Annotated in this window: 10 protein-coding genes; 3 read left to right on the top strand and 7 right to left on the bottom strand. The window is 44.8% G+C overall.

The window, feature by feature from the left end; translation table 11 throughout:
• Positions 1 to 130 precede the first annotated feature (130 nt).
• Positions 131 to 3,451: a tetratricopeptide repeat protein gene (locus NEPTK9_RS01455; RefSeq protein WP_194847056.1), complete on the top strand. Its 3,321-nt coding sequence runs from the start codon at positions 131 to 133 to the stop codon at positions 3,449 to 3,451.
• Here NEPTK9_RS01455 and NEPTK9_RS01460 read toward each other — a convergent pair.
• The gene (locus tag NEPTK9_RS01460) at positions 3,387 to 4,691 is read right to left on the bottom strand and encodes an arginine deiminase family protein (RefSeq protein ID WP_194847057.1); all 1,305 of its coding nucleotides are present in this window, start codon (positions 4,689 to 4,691) and stop codon (positions 3,387 to 3,389) included. The two genes, NEPTK9_RS01455 and NEPTK9_RS01460, sit on opposite strands and share 65 nt — an antisense overlap.
• 1 nt (position 4,692) lies before the next feature.
• On the bottom strand, positions 4,693 to 6,228 hold the full coding sequence (locus NEPTK9_RS01465) for an APC family permease (RefSeq protein ID WP_194847058.1): 1,536 nt from the start codon (positions 6,226 to 6,228) through the stop codon (positions 4,693 to 4,695).
• A 513-nt stretch (positions 6,229 to 6,741) separates the two neighbouring features.
• Between NEPTK9_RS01465 and NEPTK9_RS01470 the strand changes: the two genes are divergently transcribed.
• Entirely contained in the window at positions 6,742 to 9,909 is a 3,168-nt protein-coding gene (locus tag NEPTK9_RS01470; RefSeq protein ID WP_194847059.1) for a DUF2225 domain-containing protein, read from the top strand.
• Between the two features lie 204 nt (positions 9,910 to 10,113).
• Here the strand turns inward: NEPTK9_RS01470 and arcC are convergent, their stop codons facing one another.
• Complete coding sequence (arcC, locus tag NEPTK9_RS01475; protein ID WP_228546960.1) at positions 10,114 to 11,058, bottom strand: carbamate kinase; 945 nt, start codon at positions 11,056 to 11,058, stop codon at positions 10,114 to 10,116.
• Positions 11,055 to 12,041 carry an ornithine carbamoyltransferase gene (gene argF, locus NEPTK9_RS01480; protein ID WP_194847060.1) on the bottom strand — a complete coding sequence of 329 codons (987 nt, stop codon included), beginning with the start codon at positions 12,039 to 12,041 and terminating at the stop codon, positions 11,055 to 11,057. The genes arcC and argF overlap by 4 nt, the downstream gene beginning before the upstream one ends.
• 99 nt (positions 12,042 to 12,140) lie before the next feature.
• Here argF and uvrA point away from each other — a divergent pair, with 99 nt between their 5' ends.
• Positions 12,141 to 17,747 carry an excinuclease ABC subunit UvrA gene (uvrA, locus tag NEPTK9_RS01485; protein ID WP_194847061.1) on the top strand — a complete coding sequence of 1,869 codons (5,607 nt, stop codon included), beginning with the start codon at positions 12,141 to 12,143 and terminating at the stop codon, positions 17,745 to 17,747.
• Positions 17,748 to 17,913: 166 nt separating this feature from the next.
• Here uvrA and NEPTK9_RS01490 read toward each other — a convergent pair whose 3' ends face one another.
• From NEPTK9_RS01490 to NEPTK9_RS01500, 3 genes are all read right to left on the bottom strand, one after another.
• A complete protein-coding gene (locus NEPTK9_RS01490) occupies positions 17,914 to 19,524 on the bottom strand; it encodes an ATP-binding protein (RefSeq protein ID WP_194847062.1) in 1,611 nt (536 codons plus the stop codon).
• 648 nt (positions 19,525 to 20,172) lie between these two features.
• On the bottom strand, positions 20,173 to 20,916 hold the full coding sequence (locus NEPTK9_RS01495) for an HAD domain-containing protein (RefSeq protein WP_194847063.1): 744 nt from the start codon (positions 20,914 to 20,916) through the stop codon (positions 20,173 to 20,175).
• Positions 20,917 to 20,977: 61 nt separating this feature from the next.
• Positions 20,978 to 22,066, bottom strand: a complete 1,089-nt coding sequence (locus NEPTK9_RS01500) for a hypothetical protein (RefSeq protein WP_194847064.1) — start codon at positions 22,064 to 22,066, stop codon at positions 20,978 to 20,980.
• Positions 22,067 to 22,127: the final 61 nt, after the last annotated feature.

A 22,127-nucleotide genomic window follows, 5' to 3' on the forward strand; every position in this document is an offset into this window, starting at 1 on the left:
TATTTAGATATGGAACCTCTATTAAAAGAGATTTAAACAATTGAAATAGAATGAGAAAAGAAGAAATGATCGAATTTACAGAAAAAGTGTTGCTTTATCGCTCAGCTCCCCAAAATAAAAAGAGAACCCTATGAGCAGCACAAGCCAACACGTTCTTTTCACAACCAGCAAAACCCCCCAGGTCTTTTCTGAAAAAGCCTCTGGAGAAGCTTGGTGCGCCCACCATCTAACAACCTACACCGGGGCAGAAAAAAATCCCATTCCAACGGACCATGGGGCGATTGCCAAGGTGGGGAAGGGGTACCGAATGGTTTTAACGGATGGGCTGGGGCATTGGGACCCCAAAGCCATTGGGACTGTGGCGCTGGAAGTGATGGAAAGGGCCCTTTCCATGAGCTTAAAAGAGCAGGTAGCAAAAGGAAAAGGAAGCTACCAAGGGTTTTTAAAGGGGCTGGCTATCGAGTATAAAAACCGTGAGGGGACAACTCTTTTACAATTAGAAGTCGAGACGAGGCTAAAAAAGCTCGGTGTTACCTTAGGAAAATGTGGGGACTCAACAGCGCTGATCATCGATGAAAGGGGAGCTGTTTGCTATAGCTCGGTCGATACGACCCACCATCTTAAGAGTGATAAGAAAGAAATCGGCCTTCTTGCCATTGGAGGGAACTTTCAGCCAGAATGGTTGAACCATGCTACCTATGTGAAGACAACATTGAAGGTGGATAAAGCCTTTGCAATTGTTGCCAGTGACGGTCTCACAAAATCCTTTTGCCAAAAAGATGGGACGATTGACTCCAAACGTTTCCGGTATGCTGTTTTAACAGGGAAGGCCCTTTTTGTGGGAGAAAAGATCCCTAAATTTGCGCCACTTTCTTTAACTCCGGAGGTTATCAATGCCCACCTGCGCCATGCTGCAGCAGAGTTTGCCCAAAGGGAGCAGAAAGAAAGAAAAACACTGATAAGAAAAGAGCTTGAAGAAAAAAAAGTTCCCGGGCAGGTAATTGAAAAAGAGCTTAAAAAAATCCATGCGGGAGATGACACGACGATCCTAACTGTTGCTTTGCATAAAAACTCTTTAAGCTCTTCAAGCAGCTCTCAGGATCCTCTTTATAGAAGCCTCATCGAAGCCTACCAAAAAAAAGAGTGCGAGGGGCAGCGTCTTGCCCTTACCGCTCTGGCTAAACGTTCCCGTACGCAGGGAAACCTGCAAGACGCTGCCCATTTTCTAAATGGGGCCGCTTCTCTTTACCCTCTAGAGCAGGTGCCCCCCTATCTTTTCGATCTCTTAGAAGAGCTCGAAACACTCTACCTAAAGTCATTGGGAACTGTTGTCCCCACTCCCTATGGAATTCTCCTCTATTACCGGGAAAAACTGGCTTCGATCAGGCAATATGTCAGCATTCAGCTTGCAAGCCAGACTCCTGTCGAAGAGGTGCAAAAAAGCTTAACCCAAGCACACAAAGGGATCTTGATTGCCCTGATTAAAGAGGGGTTAGAGATATTTGGAAAGCCTCCCACTCCTTTTATGATCATGGGACTCGGTTCGATGGCAAGAGAAGAAATGTGCCCTTACTCGGATGTGGAGTTTGCAATTGCTGTCAAAAAAAGTAGTCCCACCATAAAACACTACTTTAGAACCTTCGCTAAGTGGATCACTTTTAGGATCATAAACTTTGGAGAAACAGCGTATCGCTTAATAAAGTACCGGAAAACCGATAGAACCCACATAGAAGAGAGTCTGACCCCCCAAGGATTTAGCATGGACAGTGGAGGACTCTCCCCTCTCGGAAGACCTGGGGGCCATGAGCTCATCGGAACCCCAGAAGAGCTTGCTCTCTACCAAGATCCCACATGGCTAAAAAAACACTCTGGAGAGATTATCCTTGCCAACGCCCTCACTCAAACCTCTTTCGTCTACGGAGAGGAAAAGCTTCTTCAAGCCTACACCCAAGCAATAAACCGCTTCCTTAACCTTAAAGAAGGAGCTACCCTAAAATTTTTTGGAGGAACCAAGCAAAGAGAGCTCCGAGGACTTGACCTTCTCCGAGGACACCTCCATGAGTTTAAGCCCACCCTAGATGAAGATAGGATCCAAGGAAGAGCCTTTGGAGTCAAGCAAGATCTTTACCGCCCCTTACAAATGGCAATCAGCGGTCTCCTCCTCTATCTAGGCTTTCGAAGCTGCAAAACCCTAGAGGGGATTAAGAGCCTCCAAGAGAGAGGCTTTTTAAACAAGCAAGGAGCTACTCGGCTCAAAAAAGCCCTTCGCTCTCTCCTTACCCTCCGCATCCAAACTCACCTCTTCTACCAAAAAGAGCAAGAGATCCTCTACCTTCCTAAAGGCCCCAAAGACACCTCTGCTCAAGGACTCTACCTCATTGATAACTCAAATGCTCTCAGAGAAATCTACCGTGTTCTCATCCCTCTCCATACTGCGGTTCAAAGCTTTGTTCAAAACCCTCAAATCACCTTTAAAGACCTCTTCTTTTACGATAAAACCCTCGGTACCTTAGACCACTCCGCTAAAGAAAAACTACAGTACGATAAAGCAGAAGCCTCCTATACCCTAGCAGCTGCCCTCAATCCCAATAACACCGCTACCCTCCGCCACCTAGGGCAAATCAAGCAGACTCTGGGAAAAGTCAATGATGCTCTTATCTATAAACAAGAAAATCTTCGCCTCCTCAAGCAACAGCATGGAGAAACTCCCCACCCCGGTACTACTACAGCACTGAATGAGTTGGGCTTAGCTTACAACGATTTAGGAGAGTCGAAAAAAGCAATCGAGTGCTCTAGACAGGCGCTGGCAATGGGTCGTAAGCTTTATGGCACTAAGCCCCATCCAACCATTTCTAAAAGCTTAAATAACCTAGGTTTAGCTCACTTCGCCTCAAGAGAAATGGAAAAAGCAATCGATTTCTATAATCAAGCCTTGGCAATCGATCGAAAGCTTTATGGCAATAAACCCCACTCCGATATTGCTATCCGGCTAAACAATTTGGGTTCAGCTTACCAAGCTTTGGGAAAACCGCAAAAAGCAATCGACTATTTAAACCAGTCCTTGGCAATGGGTCACAAGATCGATGGCAATAAACCCCATCCTGACATTGCCATCCGCTTAAATAATTTAGGTTCAGCTTACCAAGCTTTGGGAAAACCGCAAAAAGCGATCAACTCCTACAACCATGCCTTGGCAATCGACCATAAGCTCTATGGCAATAGGCCCCATCCTCAGGTTGCTCTCCGATTATGGAATCTAGGAACTGCTTATTACGACCTCAAGCAGTATGGTAAAGCCAAAGACCATCTACTGCGAGCTCATACGATGTTCATGAAGGTCTGTGGCCCCAACCATCCCGATACTAAAGGGGTAAAAGAGTGGCTTGCTAAGAACGACTCAGTGCGCACGTCATGCAGTGGGCAGCGCCATACCCCCCTGTCAGATGTTTGAGACTTAGCGCGCGCGCTGAGACTCCATGTTGATAGATCTCCCTTTTATGGGGGAAAAACTGCCCTTCTCTTTTGAGGTATTCGTAATCTTGCTCCGCTTGCTTTAAAAGTGCTCCATATTTTTCAGGATTTTGGTCGGCAACATGGCGGAGGTTCCTCAATACTTCGCGGGTCACAGGTTCGACATCAACGGCTAAAATCTCTTTATCCTTAATGCAGAGAAAGTTTGAAGCATAAGACATCTGTTCTAGCGTGGTGATGTTGATAACTTGGAATCCTTTTTCAATAACATATTGGTAGAGAGTTGTCTGTTTAGGATCTTTTCGAAATTTTCCCTCTCCTTCATTATGATAAATATCGACCTTTGCTTCTTTTAAGAGAAGCTCAGCACCCACAACCACATCCTTTCCTGCAACATTAAAGTAGGTATCGAGGTGCATGTTGATCATCGGATCGGGCTTCGATGAAGGGATTAAAGGGTGAAGGGGTTGATGGACCACCCCAATTTGTTCATACCCAAGTGGAAGAGAGAGGAGCTGATCGATCGCCTCTTGATTGGTTCGATCCCCAACTCCGATCAGAGCAAATGTTCCCATGGGGATGAACTCCCCTCCCTCAATCGTTGCAGGATCTTTCATTTCATGAAGAATCGGGATATTGAGAACCTCTTCCCATAAAAATTTTGTCACCTCTGTCTCTCTCCTTCTAGAAGGTTTTGCCATCCGACATAATACAACCCCTTGATCGGTCATAAACTGTTGGTCTCTCATGAAGTAGAGGTTTGCTAAAGGTTGCCGGCTGATGACCTCGAGATCAACATTTCTAGAACCGGGAGATTCCTTTACCTTGACACGGGGATGCATAAGAATCACATAGAAAAAATGGAGGATATCATAGTACTGATAATGCTCATCAAATCTCTTCTTCGCCCGTTCGATATAGGCTTGATCGCCAACATACTCAAAGGACTCCCTCGCTTTATCAAGGAGCTTTTCCTTAATAGAAGGATCCTTTGTAGCGGCTTTTATGATAAGATCTTTTAAGTGCAAAACCTCAACATTGTATTCCTTATCCAATATCCGCGTTAACATATCATGCTCAAAGCGGGCACCATCGCGACTAAACGCCCGTTCATATAGCGATCCATAAGGATCTAAAAGACCAAAAAACATCTCGATTCCTGGTCGATGGACAACCACCTTTTTTAAGGGGTCCCACTCTGCTCGAATTTTTCCATCCATATTATCCTCTGTTGTTTAGCCGATAGGCCCAACTGTAAATCATAATAGAAAACAGCGTTAACACCACTAGATCATAGGGCATTTTTAAAAGGCCTAAGGGGGAATAAGGGGTAAAGTTATTTAACTCAAAGTGTTGATCTCCAATCATAGATATGATGATAATTCCTAGTAAATAGCAGGCAATCCAGACATTTCTTTTTAGCTCAAGATGGACCCTTCGAACCAAAAGAAATGCCGGAAATCCTAGAAAAATCAAGAGGGCTCCCACAAGTGTCCACGGCCATGAAGCCCAATAGATAAGCCAGGTTGCAAATACAAATCCCATAAGGGTAAAAAGCCGGTAAAAGGGAAGCTTAAATGGGCGGGGGGTCTCCCTTTTTGTCTTTCTTAAGATGGGAACCGCTAAGACAGCCGCAGCATAAGGAACAAGCGCTGTCATCGATGCAATAAGAGAAACCGATACAAAGTGGGGAATGGCAATAATTGTGATTGATGTTAGTAGCGATGTAAAAATCAATGAACGTGCTGGCACTCCATAACGGTTAACAGCATTTAGCTTCGACCAAAAAAGGGACTCTTTTGCCATCGCAAAAGGGATCCTTCCTTGAATCAAAACCCATGTTCCACTCGATCCCCCCGTTGCAATGATAGCCCCAATGGCAATAAGACTTGCAAGCCACCCTATCTTTAGGGTTGTCGATGAAAGGGTCACCTGAGCAAGAGGAGAGCCGAGCTCCCCGATTGCACTCCAATTCATGAAATTTATCCCAAGCCCTTGCCAATCAATCATCCCTAAAAATGCTGTGGCAACAAGGAGATAGGTTGCCATTGTGATCAGCATCGTTAATAGGATAGCCCTTGGAATCGTCTTCGCGGGGTCCTTCACCTCTTCCGATGGAACAACAATTGCTTCAAACCCGGTATAAGACCAAAAGAAAAGGGTGGAGGCTAGTGTGACCCCCGTAAGGCCAAAGGGGAGGAAGGGGGTGAAGTTATGGCCATCTATAGCAGCAAACCCTATAACAGCAAAGAGTAGCAGGGGAAGAATTTTGCCAATGGTTGTGATAATACTATAAAGACCTCCCCATTTGACCCCAAAAAGATTCATAAAGGTAAAAAGCCAAAGGGAACCCAAAGCGATGATAATGCCTAAAGGGGTCAAGGTCGCTCCGGCCGATAAACCAGGAACATAAAAGCCAAGATACACAATAAAAATCTCGATAAGCGCAGCGGTTCCGATAAATAAATAGAGAAAATATCCCCATCCTATGATAAAGCCCCCAATATCGCCTAGAGCAAGTCTAGGAAGGGAAAAGGGACCCCCCGTTATGGGAAAAGCTGCTCCAAGCTCTGCATAAGCAAGAGCTAAAAAGGTTGTGATCACCCCAGAAATCAGAATTGCTAGGAGAAGTCCAGGCCCTGCAAGAGCGGCCATATTTGCAGGAAGGATAAAGATCCCTGAACCAATAATTCCCCCAACCCCAATCGAAACAAGGGTAAGCAGTCCGATCTCTTTTTTTAACTTTGAACGACTCATAAATACACGTTCGTTATAACTAACTAACGTAATTTACATACGAATAGGATTTTTTTCAATACAACCCTGGAGCACCCCAGGGTTATTTGGTAAAAAAGGTTGAAATTAAAATATTAGGTTTTTAGAATTAAACTCGAAAGTCCTAACCGTTGCTGGACTTCTTTAGAAAAATAAGATCCGACTAGTGCTCTGTCAACCCTAAAATTAAGGATAGATTGGTTGAGATTTTTTTGTCTGGCAAAGTGTGGAGATCGAATCTAAACTTTTATAAGTTTGTGAGATCGAACACGAAGTCAGCCGGGAAAAGATAAATCAAGATATCCTAATTCTTAGGGTTGACAGGGCACTAGTTAAAACAAGAGGTTAATATTCCAATTTAATTTCTTTAAAGCCCCTGCATAACCATCCCTCTAAAATGGAGTTATTTAAGTGTCTAATAATATCCAACCCCAAAGTTCATCTTCTAGCCAACATCAGCAATACCCAAATAAAATACTGACTAACCAAAGGAGATTGAATAGTTTATCCGCACTGCCTATTGCGGAAATGAACCATGGATTCCCCCTTCCGGTTTCAAACACTACTAGGCATGCTAAAACTCAATCCTCTAAATGGGTCTATTCGATCAAACCAATCAATCATACTCAAAGGAATCGCTCTTCTTCTAGCTCACCCTTTTTTAGGCAACAAGCAGTAGCTATCTCTAAACTCCCTTCAAATTGGCCTATCCCCCTCGTAACGCAAAAACTCTTCAGTGAATCTAGCAGTTCAAAACAAGACATTGATGGATCTTATTACAGTGCTTTTGAGTCGGCCTATGACTCCAAAAACCTAAAAGAGCAAATCATTTATCTTGAAAAAATGGGAAAACGTGCTCAGGAAAAAGGAGACTTTATAAGAGCAGCCCACTTACTGAATTCAGCTCTTGCTATCACTCCCCTTAGCCAGACCTCTTATCAAAAATATCTCTTTGATAAACTTGAAGCTTTAGAACAAGCTTTTTTGGTAAAAAAACTTGGATTAAAATCTCTTGTTTCCCAAAAGGGCTACTTGGCATGTTACCGTAAAAATATAGCAAATATAAGGTCTAGAACAGCAGCTGAACTGTCCAAAAAAGGAGCAGATATTGAAAAGGTCCAAAAGGAGATGACAATAGCCTATCAAAACCTCTTATCTAAGATAATCCAGCAATCTATAGAGTGCATTCAGCTCCCTCCTCCTTGTGCTTTTGCTGTGATGGGCCTTGGATCAATGGCTCGTAAAGAGATGTGTCCTTATTCAGATATTGAGTTTGCCTTTATTGTTGCTAAAGAAGAAGAAAAATGCCTCGATTACTTTAGAAACCTCACCCATTTTTTAGAGCTCCGTTTTACGAATTTTGGCGAGACAAAGTGGCCTATTCTTCGCCCCAAAAGGCAGCCGGATGGTTCCATGCGAGAAGCGATTAGTCTGACTCCTGGAGGATTTAGTATGGATATAGGAGGGCTCTCGCCTCTCGGAAAAAAAGGGGTTTATGAGCTTATCGGAAATCCAAAACATCTAGCCGCTTACCAAGACCCTGCTTGGCTCCAAAAAAATGATGGAGAAATTATCCTTGTGAATGCGATGACACAAGGGTCCTATGTAATGGGCAATAAGGGACTTTTTGAAGATTACCAAAAGTTAGTTGCTGAATGGCTTTATTTACCAAAAGGTAATAAAGAACTAGAAGGGGAAAAAAGAGCTCTTAACCTTCTAAGGGGACATTTAAGTGAATTTCGTCCTTATTTGAATAAAGAGCGGATCCACCTTCGAGCCTTTGATATTAAACGGGACTTTTACCGCCCTTTTCAAATGGCGATTGGGAGCCTTTCCCTTTATCATAAACTGCCAAGAGAAGGAAGTTTGCAAAGCCTTCAAGCACTGAAAGACCGCGAGATTATCAACAACAACGCATTTTCCACTCTTAGTAAGGGGCTAAAAATAGCCTTGACTCTTAGAGTACGTGCCCATCTCTTTTACCAAAAAGAGAAAGAAATTCTCTACCGCTCTAAAGCATATAAAGACATTGAAAGTAAGGGGCTTTTTACCATTTCCCATGAGGAGAGCTTAGAGATTTTAGAGCTTTACCGGATCCTTTTTCCCATGCACACAGCTTTAGAAGCTTTTTTAAAATCCCCAAAAGAGAGCCTGCAAGCCTTTAACTTCTATGACAAAACTATTGGAACCTTGAACCACAATGCTAAAGATAACCTTGATTACAGCAAAGCCGAATCATCTTATGTCCAAGCAACTGCTCTCAATCCCAACGACTCTAAAGCTCTCTTACACCTAGGGCAGATTCAACATACTTTAGGAAAGGTCGATGAAGCGCTTAACATCACTTTAGAAAGGCTAAAATTGCTTAAACAAAAACATGGCAATATTGACCATTCTGAGGTTGCTGTTGCTTTGAATGAGGTCGGTAGAGCTTATTATAACATAGGGAAAAACTCACAAGCAATCACCTACTATAAGAAGTCTTTAGAAATGCACCGGAAAATTTATGAAACCAAACCTCATTCAGATATCAGTACTTCTTTAAATAATCTAGGGTTAGTATATCACACGCTAGCAGATTATAAAAAAGCGATCGATTGTTATACCCAAGCCTTAGAAATAAGCCGAAAGGTTCATGAAAATAACCCCCATCAAGGCATTGCTATTGAATTGTTAAATCTAGGTTTAACTTATAACGCATTGGGAACATATAAGAAAGCAATCGATTATTACACAGAAGCTTTGGAGATATTCTATAAGGTCTATGAGGATAAGCCTCATCCAAAAATTGCCACTACTTTAAACAATTTAGGGTTATCTTACTGTAAACTGGAAGAATACCAGAAGGCAATTGACTACTACACCAAAAGCCTAGACATGAACCGGGAGGTTTATGGGGGGAATCCCCATCCACAAATCATTACCAAGTTAAATAATCTTGGGGAGGCTTACAATAAGCTAAAAAATCACCAAAAAGCTATTGAGTGCTATACTCAAGCCCTAAAAATGAGCCAAAAGGTTTATAAAAACCACCCTCATTCAGATGTTGCAACAGTCTTAAGCAACTTAGGCTTTGGCTATAGCAAACTCATGCAATCCAAAAGAGCCATTGACTACTATACTCAAGCCTTAGAAATGCGCCGAAAGATCTTTGACCCGTCTCATCCAAGTATTGCGATTTCCTTGCTCAATCTAGGAACAAATTACTATGTTTTTGGAAAACCTCGTGAAGGACATGTACTTATTGCAGAGGCTCACGAAATTTTTAACAAGGTTTATGGACCTAGTCATCCAAAAACTAAAACCGCAAAGGAATCGCTGTCTCAAATTAAACAGTTCCTTACTTCAAGTTCAAACTCGTCATCAAGTAGTGGAAGCCGCTCAAAATTAGATAGTGCACAAATTAAGAGAGCCAAAGCTACCTTAAAGTCGGGTAAACGTGCATTGAGAGTCCTCAAGTTTATCTCTAGTGGAGAATCAAAACTCAAGCTTGCAAATATCTATATCCAGATGGGGGACACTTATAAAGCACTTGGAGAGTATCGAAAAAGTCACAAAATGTATAAACAAGCCTTTAAAATTAAAAAATCGTTTTATAAAAGCCCATCGCATAAAGAGGTTTTAGAGATTGTTAGCAGAATGGAAGATATCAAAAAAAACTGAAGCTTTTCTCCTCAGTAAAGGACATTTTTTGGAGGGTGAGGGGCAAGCGAAGCAAAATCAGATTTTCTTGAATGACGAATCCCATAGCCAAAGTGCTATGGGTGAGGAAGAAAGGAAATCTGATGAGGCTACAGCTGCCTATCGACTCCAAAAAATGCCCTGTACTGAGGCTTTTCTCAACAGAACCTAAAAAAATCCTCTGTTTCACTTTATGACTGTTCCTGAATGTCCGAAAAGAGCCTCCTTTGCCTGCTCCAAGGAGGATATAAGAACCTTTTTCCCACCCGACTTGATAAAGGCGCACGCAGCCTCTACTTTGGGAGCCATGCTCCCCCTTCCAAACTCTCCTTTTTCTAAATAGACTTCAGCTTCTGCCACTGTCATCTGTGAGAGGTTTTTCTGATTCGGTGCACCAAAATGGAGAGCAACGTGCTCGACATCTGTTAATATCATGAAAATTTCAGCATGTACCTTTTTGGCTAAAAGAGCAGCGGTTCGATCCTTATCGATCACTGCTGCAACCCCCTCTAAGCTCCCTTCTTCTCCCCTAATCACGGGAATCCCTCCGCCACCACAAGCGATTACAATCCGGTTTTTTTCGATTAAATCCTTAATCGCATTTACCTCGATAATATCGATGGGTAGCGGAGAGGGAACAACCCTCCTAAACCCTTTTCCTCTTTCTTCAGTAAAATTCCACCCCTTTTTTTCTTTGAGCACTTCTGCTTGCTCTCTACTATAGAACAAACCAACCGGCTTTGTCGGCTCTTTAAAAGCAGGATCTTCCCGATCAACGACAACCTGTGTGCACAGTGTGATAATCTCTTCTGTCCTTTTTCTTTTTTTTAGTTGGTTATGCAACTGTTGCTGAAGGACATACCCGATCATCCCTTGAGTCTCACCGACACAAACATCAAGAGACATGGGGGGAAGCTTTTCTTTAGTGTACTCATCCTTTAACAGAAGGGTCCCCACTTGGGGACCATTTCCGTGAGTAATAATGAGTCGGTAGCCTGCTTCAACAAGCTCAGCTAAGGACTCACTCGTCTTCTTGGCGTGGGCCAAAAGCTCTTCAATGCTTCCCTTTTCTCCACGTCTTTGGAGCGCATTCCCTCCCAGGGCGACTAAAATCGTTTCCTTTTTCATCATAACGTTGCAACCATCACTGCTTTAATGGTGTGGAGGCGGTTTTCTGCTTCATCAAAAACGATGGAGTGACTCCCTCTAAACACTTCATCTGTCACCTCCATTTCAGAAAGACCGTGTTTCTCCTCGATCTCTTTTCCAACCGTTGTATGGGTGTCGTGAAAAGCGGGAAGGCAGTGCATAAACTTTACCTGAGGATTTTCCGTTTTTTTTATCATCTCTTGATTCACCTGATAAGGCTTTAGGAGTTTAATCCTTTCAGCAAAGAGAGCTTCTTCACCCATCGAAACCCAAACATCGGTATAAATCACATCCACATGTTTAACCGCTTTTTCGACTTCTTCGAAAAACTCGATTTTAGCTCCCGTTTTTTGAGCAATTACTTCCACCTCTTTTATAAGCTGTCTATCTGGGAAAAGGTCTTGAGGAGCAAGCCCGACAAAATGGATCCCGAGTTTTGCTGCACCAATCATTAGAGAATTTCCCATATTACTGCGAGCATCCCCCACAAAAACAAACTTAACCTGGTGGAGTGGTTTATGAACATGCTCCTGGATGGTTAGAAAATCAGCTAAAACTTGAGTGGGATGGTAGGTATCGGTTAACCCATTCCATACCGGAACCCCTGCATGTTTTGCGAGTATCTCAGCGGTCTCTTGCTTGAACCCCCGAAACTCAATCCCATCATAATAGCGGCCAAGAACTTTTGCCGAATCTTCAATCGACTCTTTCTTCCCAAACTGACTATTGGAAAGAAAGGTGACATGAGCTCCTTCATCATAGGCAGCGACTTCAAATGCGCAGCGAGTCCGGGTCGATGTTTTCTCAAAAAGGAGGACAATATTTTTTCCCTTTAAGAGATTTCCAACAGTTCCAGACCGCTTTTTTTCTTTTAAGTTTCGGGAAAGATCGAGTAAGTAATGAATTTCTTCTTTTGAAAAGTCTTTGAGTGTGAGAAAGCTCCTCCCCTTCAAATTGATAGGCATAGTTTTTCTCCTTTTTGGGTTTAACCCCGGAGTGCTACTAATATTAATAGTAGCACTCCGGGGTTTAAGATAAATCACCACTATTTTATACTGTTTTCAATGGAAAAGCAATCGATCACCTTAAAAAATGTTCGGGTCCACAACCTCAAAGGGGTCGACCTCACCCTCGATCCGGGAACGTTTATCGTTTTTACGGGGGTGTCGGGCTCGGGAAAATCGTCACTTGCTTTCGATACGATCTATGTCGAAGGGCAACGCCGCTATATCGAATCCCTTTCGAATTATGCCCGCCGCTACATGGGAAACCTCACCAAGCCAGAGGCCGACCGGATCGAAGGGATCAGCCCGACGATTGCAATCGAGCAAAAAACGGCCGGGAGAAACCCCCGCTCAACGGTGGGAACGATCACCGGCATCTACGATTACCTCCGCGTCTTGTTTGCCCGAGTGGGAACGCCCCACTGCCCGGTGAGTGGCGAGCCGGTCGAACCGCAGAGTACCGAGCGGATCTTGGCGGCCATCCAAAACTTTAAGGAAAAATCGCAACTCATCTTCCTAGCCCCCCATACGCAAGGGAAAAAGGGAGAGTTCAAAGAGCTTTTCGAAGAGCTTGTCCGCAAAGGATTCATGCGGATCCGTCTCGACGGAGAGATCGTCAATCTAGAAGAGGAGATCGAGGTCGACAAAAGTACCGCCCACGATATCGACCTCGTCGTCGACCGGATTGTCCTCAAAAAAGAAGAGAAAAACCGGATCATCGAAGCGGTCACCCAAGCCTTAGAGCTTGGTGAAGGGGTGATGAGCGTTTTGAATGTAACGACCAAGGAAGAGACCCTCTTTTCCCAACATGCCTACGCAAAAAAATCAAAACTCTCCTATTCCCCCTTGGAGCCCCACGACTTTTCTTTCAACCACCCGCGGGGGATGTGCTCCACCTGCGAAGGGCTCGGAATCAGCCAAGATTTTGACCTCGATAAGATCATCGATCCCGAGAAAAGTATCGCTGAAGATTGTTGTTTGGTGGCGGGTTCCTACAAAACGGTCAAATGGGGCAATATCTACAATAACCTTGGCGACCTTTACGATTTTGATGTCGATACTCCGTGGAAAGACCTCTCGAAAAAAGCGCAAGATCAGTTCCTCTATGGCAACCGGAAAAAGTGGACAAAGATGTGGTTCACCCACCCTGAAAAAGGAACCACTTGGGTCGAGTATGTGAAGTGGCGAGGGGTCCTCACAGAGGCAAAGAAGCGGTATAACGATGCGCAAAGTGACGCCTACCGGACGAAGATGCAAAAGCTGATGCATGAGACGGTCTGCCCCGATTGCAGCGGCTCACGGATCCGCCCCTACCCAGCCGCAACCAAACTTGGGGAAAAGACGATCCATGAACTAACCTCGATGACCACTAAAGAACTTTTAGCTTTTTTCGAGGGGCTAAAACTCTCCCCTTTCCAGGATATGGTCGGGCGAGACTTGATCCAAGAGATTACCCAAAGACTCGACTTCCTACTCAATGTCGGCCTCTACTACTTATCGCTTGAGCGGACCGCTCCCACCTTGTCGGGAGGAGAATCGCAGCGGGTACGTCTCGCTTCCCAAATCGGGTGTGGCCTGGTCGGCACCACCTACATCTTGGATGAGCCGTCGATTGGTCTCCACCCCCGCGACAACACAAAACTGATCGGGACATTGGAACGTCTGCGGGATAGGGGAAACACCATCATTGTAGTCGAGCATGACGAAGAGACGATGGAAGCGGCCGACTGCATCGTCGATATTGGCCCTGAAGCCGGTTCACTTGGAGGAGAGGTCGTCGGGATGGGAACGATCGCTGACCTTGAAAAATCACCTCGCTCAATCACCGGCGCCTATCTCAGTGGAAAAGAAAAGATCCCCATCCCCAAAAAGCGGCGAAAAAAAACAAAAGAAAAGGTGATCATCAAAGGAGCCGAGCACCATAACCTGAAAAAGATCGATGTCTCTATTCCTTTGGGCCTTTTTGTGGCGGTGACCGGGGTTTCTGGCTCGGGAAAATCGTCTCTTGTCACCGACATCCTCTATCCCTCTTTAGCCAACCAGCTCCACCGCGCTGAGCACCGGGTCGGCAAACACCAAACGATCGAAGGGGTCGACCACCTCGATAAGGTGATCGCCATCGACCAAACCCCGATTGGGCGGACGCCCCGCTCTAATCCGAGTACCTACATCAAGGTTTTTGATGATATCCGCGATCTTTTTACAAAACTCCCCGAGAGTCAGGCGGCCGGTTTTAAGGCGGGCCGCTTTAGCTTTAATGTGAAGGAGGGGTCGTGCTCTGAGTGTCGCGGGATGGGGATGATCCGTCTCGACATGGATTTCCTCGACGATGTATGGTCCACCTGCTCCCTATGCGAAGGAAAGCGGTTCGACCCCAAAACCCTTTCGATCACCTATAAGGGGAAAAACATCCATGACGTTTTAGAGATGACGGTCGATGCTGCCTTTGAGTTTTTCGAGGCGATCCCCCACATCCACCATAAGCTCTCTTTTTTGAAAAAAGTGGGGCTGGGTTACATCACCTTGGGGCAGTCGTCGACCACTTTATCGGGAGGAGAGGCGCAGCGGATTAAACTGACCCGGGAGCTCATCCGTCCCGGCACCGGAAAAACCCTTTATATTCTAGATGAGCCGACAACAGGTCTCCACTTCCACGACATCCGCAAGCTGATCGATATTTTGCAAACCCTCGTCGATGCGGGAAATAGTGTCCTTGTGATCGAGCACAACATCGACCTGATTAAAACGGTTGACTGGATCATCGACATGGGACCCGAAGGGGGGAAAGGGGGAGGTCAAGTTGTTGCAATGGGAACCCCGGAGCAGATGGCAAAGAAAAAGACCCCGACAGGAGAGGCGCTCTTGCCGCGGAAAATCCCCAAAAGTCGTCCCCATGCGCCCACCCAAAAAGAGCTCACCGCGATCTCTGTCAAAGGTTGCAGCCAAAACAACCTGAAAGATGTCACCTTGGAGATTCCCCGCGGAAAAATCTCGATCTGCACCGGCCCATCGGGATCGGGAAAAAGCTCCTTTGCTTTTGAGACCGTCTATGCCGAGGGGCAGCGCCGCTATATCGAGTCTCTTTCTTCCTATGCGCGACAGTTTGTCAAGCAGATGTCGAAGCCCAAGGTCGAAGAGATCGAAGGGCTCTCCCCTGCCATTGCGATCGAGCAAAAACACCACGCCGGAAATCCCCGCTCCACTATCGGAACGATGACCGAAATCTACGACTTCTTGCGTCTCCTCTATGCCCATAGTGGCGTCGCTTACTGCCCCGAAACGGGAGAAAAGATCGAATCGATCAGCAAAGAGTCGGTAGTGAAACATCTCATGACCCTCCCCGAAAAAACCCGCCTCCATATCCTCACCCCGATTAAGGAGCATATCGAGGATGTGAAAGAGGCGCTCGTCCAGCAAGGATTTTTGCGGATCCGCCTCAATGGAAAATATTATGAACTCGATGAGGAAATCCCCTACCAAAAAAGTCGGAAAAATTCCCTTTTTCTAGTGATCGATCGGCTGGCTATTCGCTCAGGAGTTGAAAAGCGCCTTTTTGAAGCGATCGAAACAGCAACCCGCCTTACCAAAGAGCCCTTTACCGTCGCCACTCCCGAAGAGGACCTTCTCTTTAACCTCGCCTTTGCCGTTCCGAGTACGGGGAAAACCTATCCTCCGCTGACACCCCACACCTTCTCCTTCAATAGCGAAGAGGGGATGTGTCCCGACTGTCTCGGCCTTGGCTTTCAGTGGGGAGCCAACATCCTCCACCACCAAAAGATCATGAACCTTTCGGCCTACACGCTCATGGCCAAGCTTTGGAAAGAGGAGATGACCTCTATTTCCGAGGAGATGTTTCTTACCTTTTTAAAAGAGGAGGAGATCGATCCCGATATTCCCCTCTATAAACTTCCGATCAAGCAGATCCAGCTTCTTTTGAACGGTTCTCCCCGCTTCTTCCAATATGAGGGAATGGAGCTCCGGTGGGTGGGGATCAATCAGACCTTTGCCACCATTGCCAAGACAGGAAAACGGGCCCAAAAAGAAACGATTCAACCCCTTCTTGAAACCGCCCCCTGTATGAGCTGTAAAGGGGAGCGGCTCGCTCCTCTCGCGCGAGGCGTCAAGCTCAGCGGCAAAACGCTGGGAACCTTATGTGAGCTCCCTTTAGAAGAAGCGCTCACCTTCTTCCAAAAGATGAAAAAAGATCCCCTCCTCCAAGACATCTATGACCAAGTGCTCAGCCGCTTGACCTTTCTCTGCAACATTGGCCTGGAGTATCTTTCCCTATCGCGGAGTGCCCCCACCCTTAGCGGTGGAGAGACCCAACGGATCCACCTCGCCCGACAACTCGGAAGCGGCTTGACCGGCTGTCTCTACGTCCTCGACGAACCCACCATCGGCCTTCACCCCTACAACAACGAGCGGCTCAATAAAGCGCTCGTCCATCTCCGCGATCTCGGCAACACCCTCCTCATGGTCGAGCACGACCCCTTAACCCTTGAAATCGCTGACCACATCTTTGACTTTGGGCCAGAGGCAGGAAGGCTTGGCGGCGAACTCACCGCCGAAGGGAACCTTGCTCAAATCAAAAAGAACAAAAACTCGCTGACCGGCGCCTACCTCAGTGGCAAAAAATCCCTCCCCATCCCTAAAACAAGGCGGACCTCCAAGACCTTCCTCACCATTGCAAATGCCAAAAAGCACAACCTGAAAAACATCACTGTGAAGATCCCGACCAAAACCCTCACCTGCATAACCGGCGTGTCAGGCTCAGGAAAGTCCACCCTCATTAGCGACCTTCTTCAGAAAGGAGTGCAAACCCACCTCGCCTCCCGCTCCAAAGAGGATACCATCACCGTTGACGGTGCGAAAATCAAAGGACTTTCCCACTTCAATAAGTTGATCGCCATCGATCAAAATCCGATCGGCCACACCATCCGCGCCGACGTCAGCACCTATAGTGAAGTCAATGCCCCCTTAAGGCAGTTCTTTGCCGCCCTTCCCGAAGCGGCCGCGCGGGGACTCCAACCCCGTCACTTTAGTTACAACCATCTCAAAGGGATGTGCCGCACCTGCTGGGGGCTCGGCTTTAAAACGATTCATCTCCAGTTTCTCCCCTCTTTGCGCGTTCAGTGTGACAGCTGCCACGGCAATCGGCTTAACTCACTTAGTTCGAAAATCACCTACAAAGGGAAAAACTTGGGACAGCTTCTTAAGCTAACCGTCAACGAAGCCACAACATTCCTTCCCCCCATTCCGAAACTGCAAAATATTCTCGACACCCTCATCTCGGTTGGCCTCGGTTACCTCACCCTGGGGCAAGAGATCCAGTCCCTTTCCGGAGGAGAAGCGGGCCGCATGCGCCTCGCCCGCGAGCTTTCCAAGCGGGCGACCGGCAAAACCCTCTACCTCTTTGACGAGCCCACTATCGGTCTCCATACCGAAGATATTGGGAAACTCCTCCCCATCTTCCACACCCTCGTCGACAAGGGAAATACCGTGGTGATTATCGAGCATAATCTTGATATCCTCAAAAGCGCCGACCACTTGATCGACCTCGGCCCCGACGCCGGCAAAGCCGGCGGACAGCTCCTCGCCACCGGCACCCCTGAAGAACTCTCAAAAACAAAAACCCATACCGGAAAATACCTGGGTATGGTAAGCTAGTTTTTGCCGGGGAACTACTGGAATAGAGCGTTTTCGAACCAGGTCAGAACAGGAATGTAGCAGCCTTTAGATCGCGTTTTTATGCTGGGAGCACTCTCCGGCACTTTTTCGTCACAATAGTGCACCAGCTTGCTGCATTTTTCCGAAAAAATTTGTGAGTAGGGTTTCACCCTGGGTAAAGCTCTTTCTTGAGTCCTCCGGATGGACAGAAGAGCTTCCCTTTCCACTCGCCAATATTGCGCGACTTTGAACTAAAGTTAACCCCCATCACTAAGATCTCTTTCCCGTCAAGAGCGTATCTCTCTTGGTACTTCTTGATTTCTGCTTGCTTAAGGGCAATGTCTGCCGTTTTATCAAGCTTCAGTTCAAAAATAATGGTCGCATGCTCCATTTCACAAATGAGATCTATGCGACCAATGTTGGTCGCCATTTCAGCTACCGTTCTAATCCCGGAAGCCTCAAGAAGGGTAAAAAAAACCGCTTGATAAAACCCTTCTTGCGCATGAGAAAAGAGATGATAAGAGACCTTTGCAAAGTGGATATTTATTTTAGTGATAAAAGAGCTAAGATTCAGTTCTCTCAAATCGGCTAAGAGTTCTTTAGCATCTCTTTGAACCATTAGAGGATCTATCTCCGCAAAATCCTTTAGAAGAGAGTCAAAAAAGGCTTTTTCTACCTCTTTATTTGGAAAATCAAGCTGATAAGAGTCTTCCTCAGGGTTGTAACTCCTAATCGTTAAGTACCCTGTTTGAAACATCAATGGAGCTAGACCTACTTTCTCAATATGGCTGGCATGAGAAAGCGTTGTATCGAGAATCGACTTTCCCCTCAAGGTAGTGATTGTCTCAGGAGTTTTCTTAACTTGACTAATAAGAAAAGAGGGGGTTCCAGTCCTATACCAATAGGGTGATGTTTCTTGTTCATCCATATAGTTAAGGGTAGAAAAAGGGTTATAGACATAAGCCTCGCTCCTGGTAAAGCGGTATCCATTGTACCAACTGCGTAGCTCTTTGAGGACCTGCTTTTCTGTCGTCGATCTCCCCTGCTCACTCCTTTTTTTGATGATTGCCTGAATGTGGTCATCAAAGGATGTTTTTATCTCCTTTTCCGTGTACCCCATGACCTCCGCATATTTAGGGTTCATCGTGATGTTTTTGAGATTATTCAGCCCAGAAAAAAGGGAAACTTGGGAAAACTGACTCACACCAGTAATAAAGGAAAATTTTAAGTAATCGTCCGACCCTTTCAGAGTTTCAAGAAAGCTTTTTAAAACTTCTCGATTTTCCTGAGCAATCGAGTGATGGTGCATTTGATCAATGATCGGCTTATCATATTCATCAATAAGAATAACCACGAGATTTTTTTTTGACAACTTTTCAATCAACCGCTTAAAGCGTGTCTTATTAGAAGAGCCTGTGATTGTTACTTGATTTGAGGCTGCAATATCTTCTAAAGTTTCTTTTATCCCTGTTTCTAATAATTCAGGATTTTTGTTTGGAATTTGAGAAAAGTCCAGGTGGATAATTGGATGATGCTTCCAATCATAGTCACTCTCATAAATCGCACACTCTCTAAAAAGTTCTTTATTGCCACTTAAAACTTCTTTTAGGGTATTTAAAAATAAGGATTTCCCAAATCTTCTGGGACGAGAAAGAAAATAGTGTGGTGCACCCTCATCAAGCAATCTCTTGATAAACAGAGTCTTATCTATATAGATATAATCTCCATTTAAAAGAACCTTATTGATGCTTTGGATTCCAATCGGTAATTTTTTCATTTCTTCAAGGGTTTTCTCCCATTTTACACCACAAAAACCGAGTCTGCAAGGATTAAAACTCCTAAGCAAATTTCATTTACAAATACCGCTCTACGATACTTTTCTGGACATACTATTATGATACATCAATACCGATACATTGTGACTTTTATGACTCAGTACAAGACATTTTTTGGAGCCGATAGACAGCTGCAGCTTCATCAGACTTCCTTTCTTCCTCACCCATAGCGCTTGAGCTATGGGATTCGTCATTTACCTTTTTACGCAGCAAGCTGCGGGGCCTTACTTATTCAGAAACACTACAAACTTTTCCGAGATGTCGTTGGCTTTGATTTTGACCCCCTTTCGGTCGTTTGGGAGTTGAAAAAACCAACATCTATTTTCTGGGAAAAGTTAGATGAATCAGGGGGATCTTACATATGGGGCCTTCTGTATGGTTTTGGTGAAAGCAACGCCTTTTCCTTCTCATGCTCAGACAAAAGGCCTTCTTTTAACAAGCAGCCATTCATTTTGCTCCCCTTCATAGAGAAATTTTCCCTCCCTTCGTTCATCTCTTTTTCTAAGGAAGACCCAATCATCAAACGCTACGAAAGTGGGCGGGCAAATATCCAACGTTCATATAAGGGGAAAAACTTTTTAGATCATACTTTAGAACTCATTGGTGAAAGTTAACGCCTCAATAGCAGCATCCGCATCGCTCTCATTCATCAACCACTTTGTTGTCACAAAGCGGTTCCCAAATTTCGATAATTTCTCCATCTGGTTGTCATCAATCACAACAAAATTTGCGCGATTTGGATCAAATCCATGGTCCCGCAGCCAAAACTCGATAGCACTCGCACGGTCTTTTAGCTGAATCCCATATTCCTTTTCTGCGGCTTCATAAAACTCAAACCCGAGCTTAGATTCAACAGACAACATCTCTTCGGAGCGATAGTCAATAGATGTTTTTCCACATAGATACTTGCTAAACTTATACTGGCCGTAGGCGTCGCATCGATGTTGATCGAGAAAACAGGCATGACGCCAAGAAGAGCTTAAGACAACAAGAGGACGCTGACCTGATGCTTCAACACCTTCAATCACCTTGTCGAGACAGGCAACTGCTTCCTCCTTGAAACATCTAGCCGTAGCAATGTTTTGCTGATAACCCGAAAATGATTCCTGAGCATAAGGAAAAAGTTCTTTCATCGTCTCTCTAATTTTACTATACACCTCTGGTGGGTGAATAGCATCGATCAAAACCCCATCGATATCCAAAAAGATAAGCGCTGGCTTCCTTTCATCATTTTTAGGATAGATCATCTCCCAGTCACAAAGGGGGCAGTGGATATAGTCCCTGCAATCTTCATTCCCTTTCGGGGACCAGGTAACGGCGGACGACCTCCTCATCGTTTTAACCAAAATAACCTCCAAGCTTTAGGTTTGGGGACTATTGTAGCACAGTTGGCGATTAACTGTGAAAATTTACTGGCTGATAAACATCGACAGTCATTTTATCTAAGTCAGCATACATGGTTTTTAGCCATGAAACCAATGTTTTACCAAATTGTTGAGGGGTAGAACACTCAACGACTCCGAGGTTATCATCAATAAAACGGAAAAGATTCTTATCACGGTAAAACTGCATATTGATCGCGTGTCCATATTCTCCTGCGCTGGAGTCCATCCCCAAACAAAGGTTTGTAAACCCTTTAGAATCTAGTTCTTTAACCTGTTTTCCTAGATTTTTTCGTCCAGTAGAAGTCATACTAACAAGCTCTAAGCCTAACTTTTGCCTTATAAGTTTCGCTGCTTTTTTACCCTGCTGACTAACATCTTCTTCGCTTGTTTTTATCTTATCAAACGATCTACGCATACCACGCCCTATTTTAGAGCTTCCCATTGATATATCACCGCTTTTAATTACTGGATTATCATGAAGAACTTTTACTCTCTCAAGGGTATTTTCAAAGCAGGTCCCTGCGCCCATATTTCTCTCAGTATCGTTGGTTTGATCATAGACTTGTTTGATAAAGGGAAGGTTCCCTTTAATCCAGTTTGTTATGCTATTGTTATTAGATTCACTAATATAGCTAAGTTTAGAAACAACCGTAGAGAAGGTTAAGGAAGCATTTTTTTCTTTCTTCCTCCGTTTCTTTTTCGGGGGAGGGCTTACTTCTTTATTCTTTTTATCTATAATTTCGAGCAACCCTTTGTTCACTGTTTGAAGGTCTGAGTTGGAAATAAGACGTCCGATCTTATCCAGGCCTTTCCGAAAATCTTTAAGACTATCAAGTTTCTTTCCCTCTAAAAACTGCCTATCACCTCTATCAAGAGTAAACACATGGGTGATTTTTTTATCCATTTGCACTTCTTTTTTAAATAAAAACCCAAATAAAAACTCAATTATGCGATTGAATATCGATTGAGTTTTCTGATCGGTCTCCACAATCTTAACATTATTAAACGCTTTCTTGAGACTAACAAGGCTATTTTTTGAGTTTTCAGTACTACCAAAATCTACAACAGCCTGAAAATATGTATCAAAACTAACTCCCATAAGTTCCCCCTATTTGGCTTGCTTTTAGTTAAACAAACCAACCTCCTTTTGTTTTCTAACT

Source organism: Candidatus Neptunochlamydia vexilliferae (assembly GCF_015356785.1).
GTDB lineage: Bacteria > Chlamydiota > Chlamydiia > Chlamydiales > Simkaniaceae > Neptunichlamydia > Neptunichlamydia vexilliferae.

Bases quoted from the DNA above. Each gene is read 5' to 3' on its own strand.
- NEPTK9_RS01455 (WP_194847056.1), top strand. From the start codon at position 131: ATGAGCAGCACAAGCCAACACGTTCTTTTCACAACCAGCAAAACCCCC.
- NEPTK9_RS01460 (WP_194847057.1), bottom strand. From the start codon at position 4,691: ATGGATGGAAAAATTCGAGCAGAGTGGGACCCCTTAAAAAAGGTGGTT.
- NEPTK9_RS01465 (WP_194847058.1), bottom strand. From the start codon at position 6,228: ATGAGTCGTTCAAAGTTAAAAAAAGAGATCGGACTGCTTACCCTTGTT.
- arcC (WP_228546960.1), bottom strand. From the start codon at position 11,058: ATGATGAAAAAGGAAACGATTTTAGTCGCCCTGGGAGGGAATGCGCTC.
- argF (WP_194847060.1), bottom strand. From the start codon at position 12,041: ATGCCTATCAATTTGAAGGGGAGGAGCTTTCTCACACTCAAAGACTTT.
- uvrA (WP_194847061.1), top strand. From the start codon at position 12,141: ATGGAAAAGCAATCGATCACCTTAAAAAATGTTCGGGTCCACAACCTC.
- NEPTK9_RS01490 (WP_194847062.1), bottom strand. From the start codon at position 19,524: ATGAAAAAATTACCGATTGGAATCCAAAGCATCAATAAGGTTCTTTTA.
- NEPTK9_RS01495 (WP_194847063.1), bottom strand. From the start codon at position 20,916: ATGAGGAGGTCGTCCGCCGTTACCTGGTCCCCGAAAGGGAATGAAGAT.
- NEPTK9_RS01500 (WP_194847064.1), bottom strand. From the start codon at position 22,066: ATGGGAGTTAGTTTTGATACATATTTTCAGGCTGTTGTAGATTTTGGT.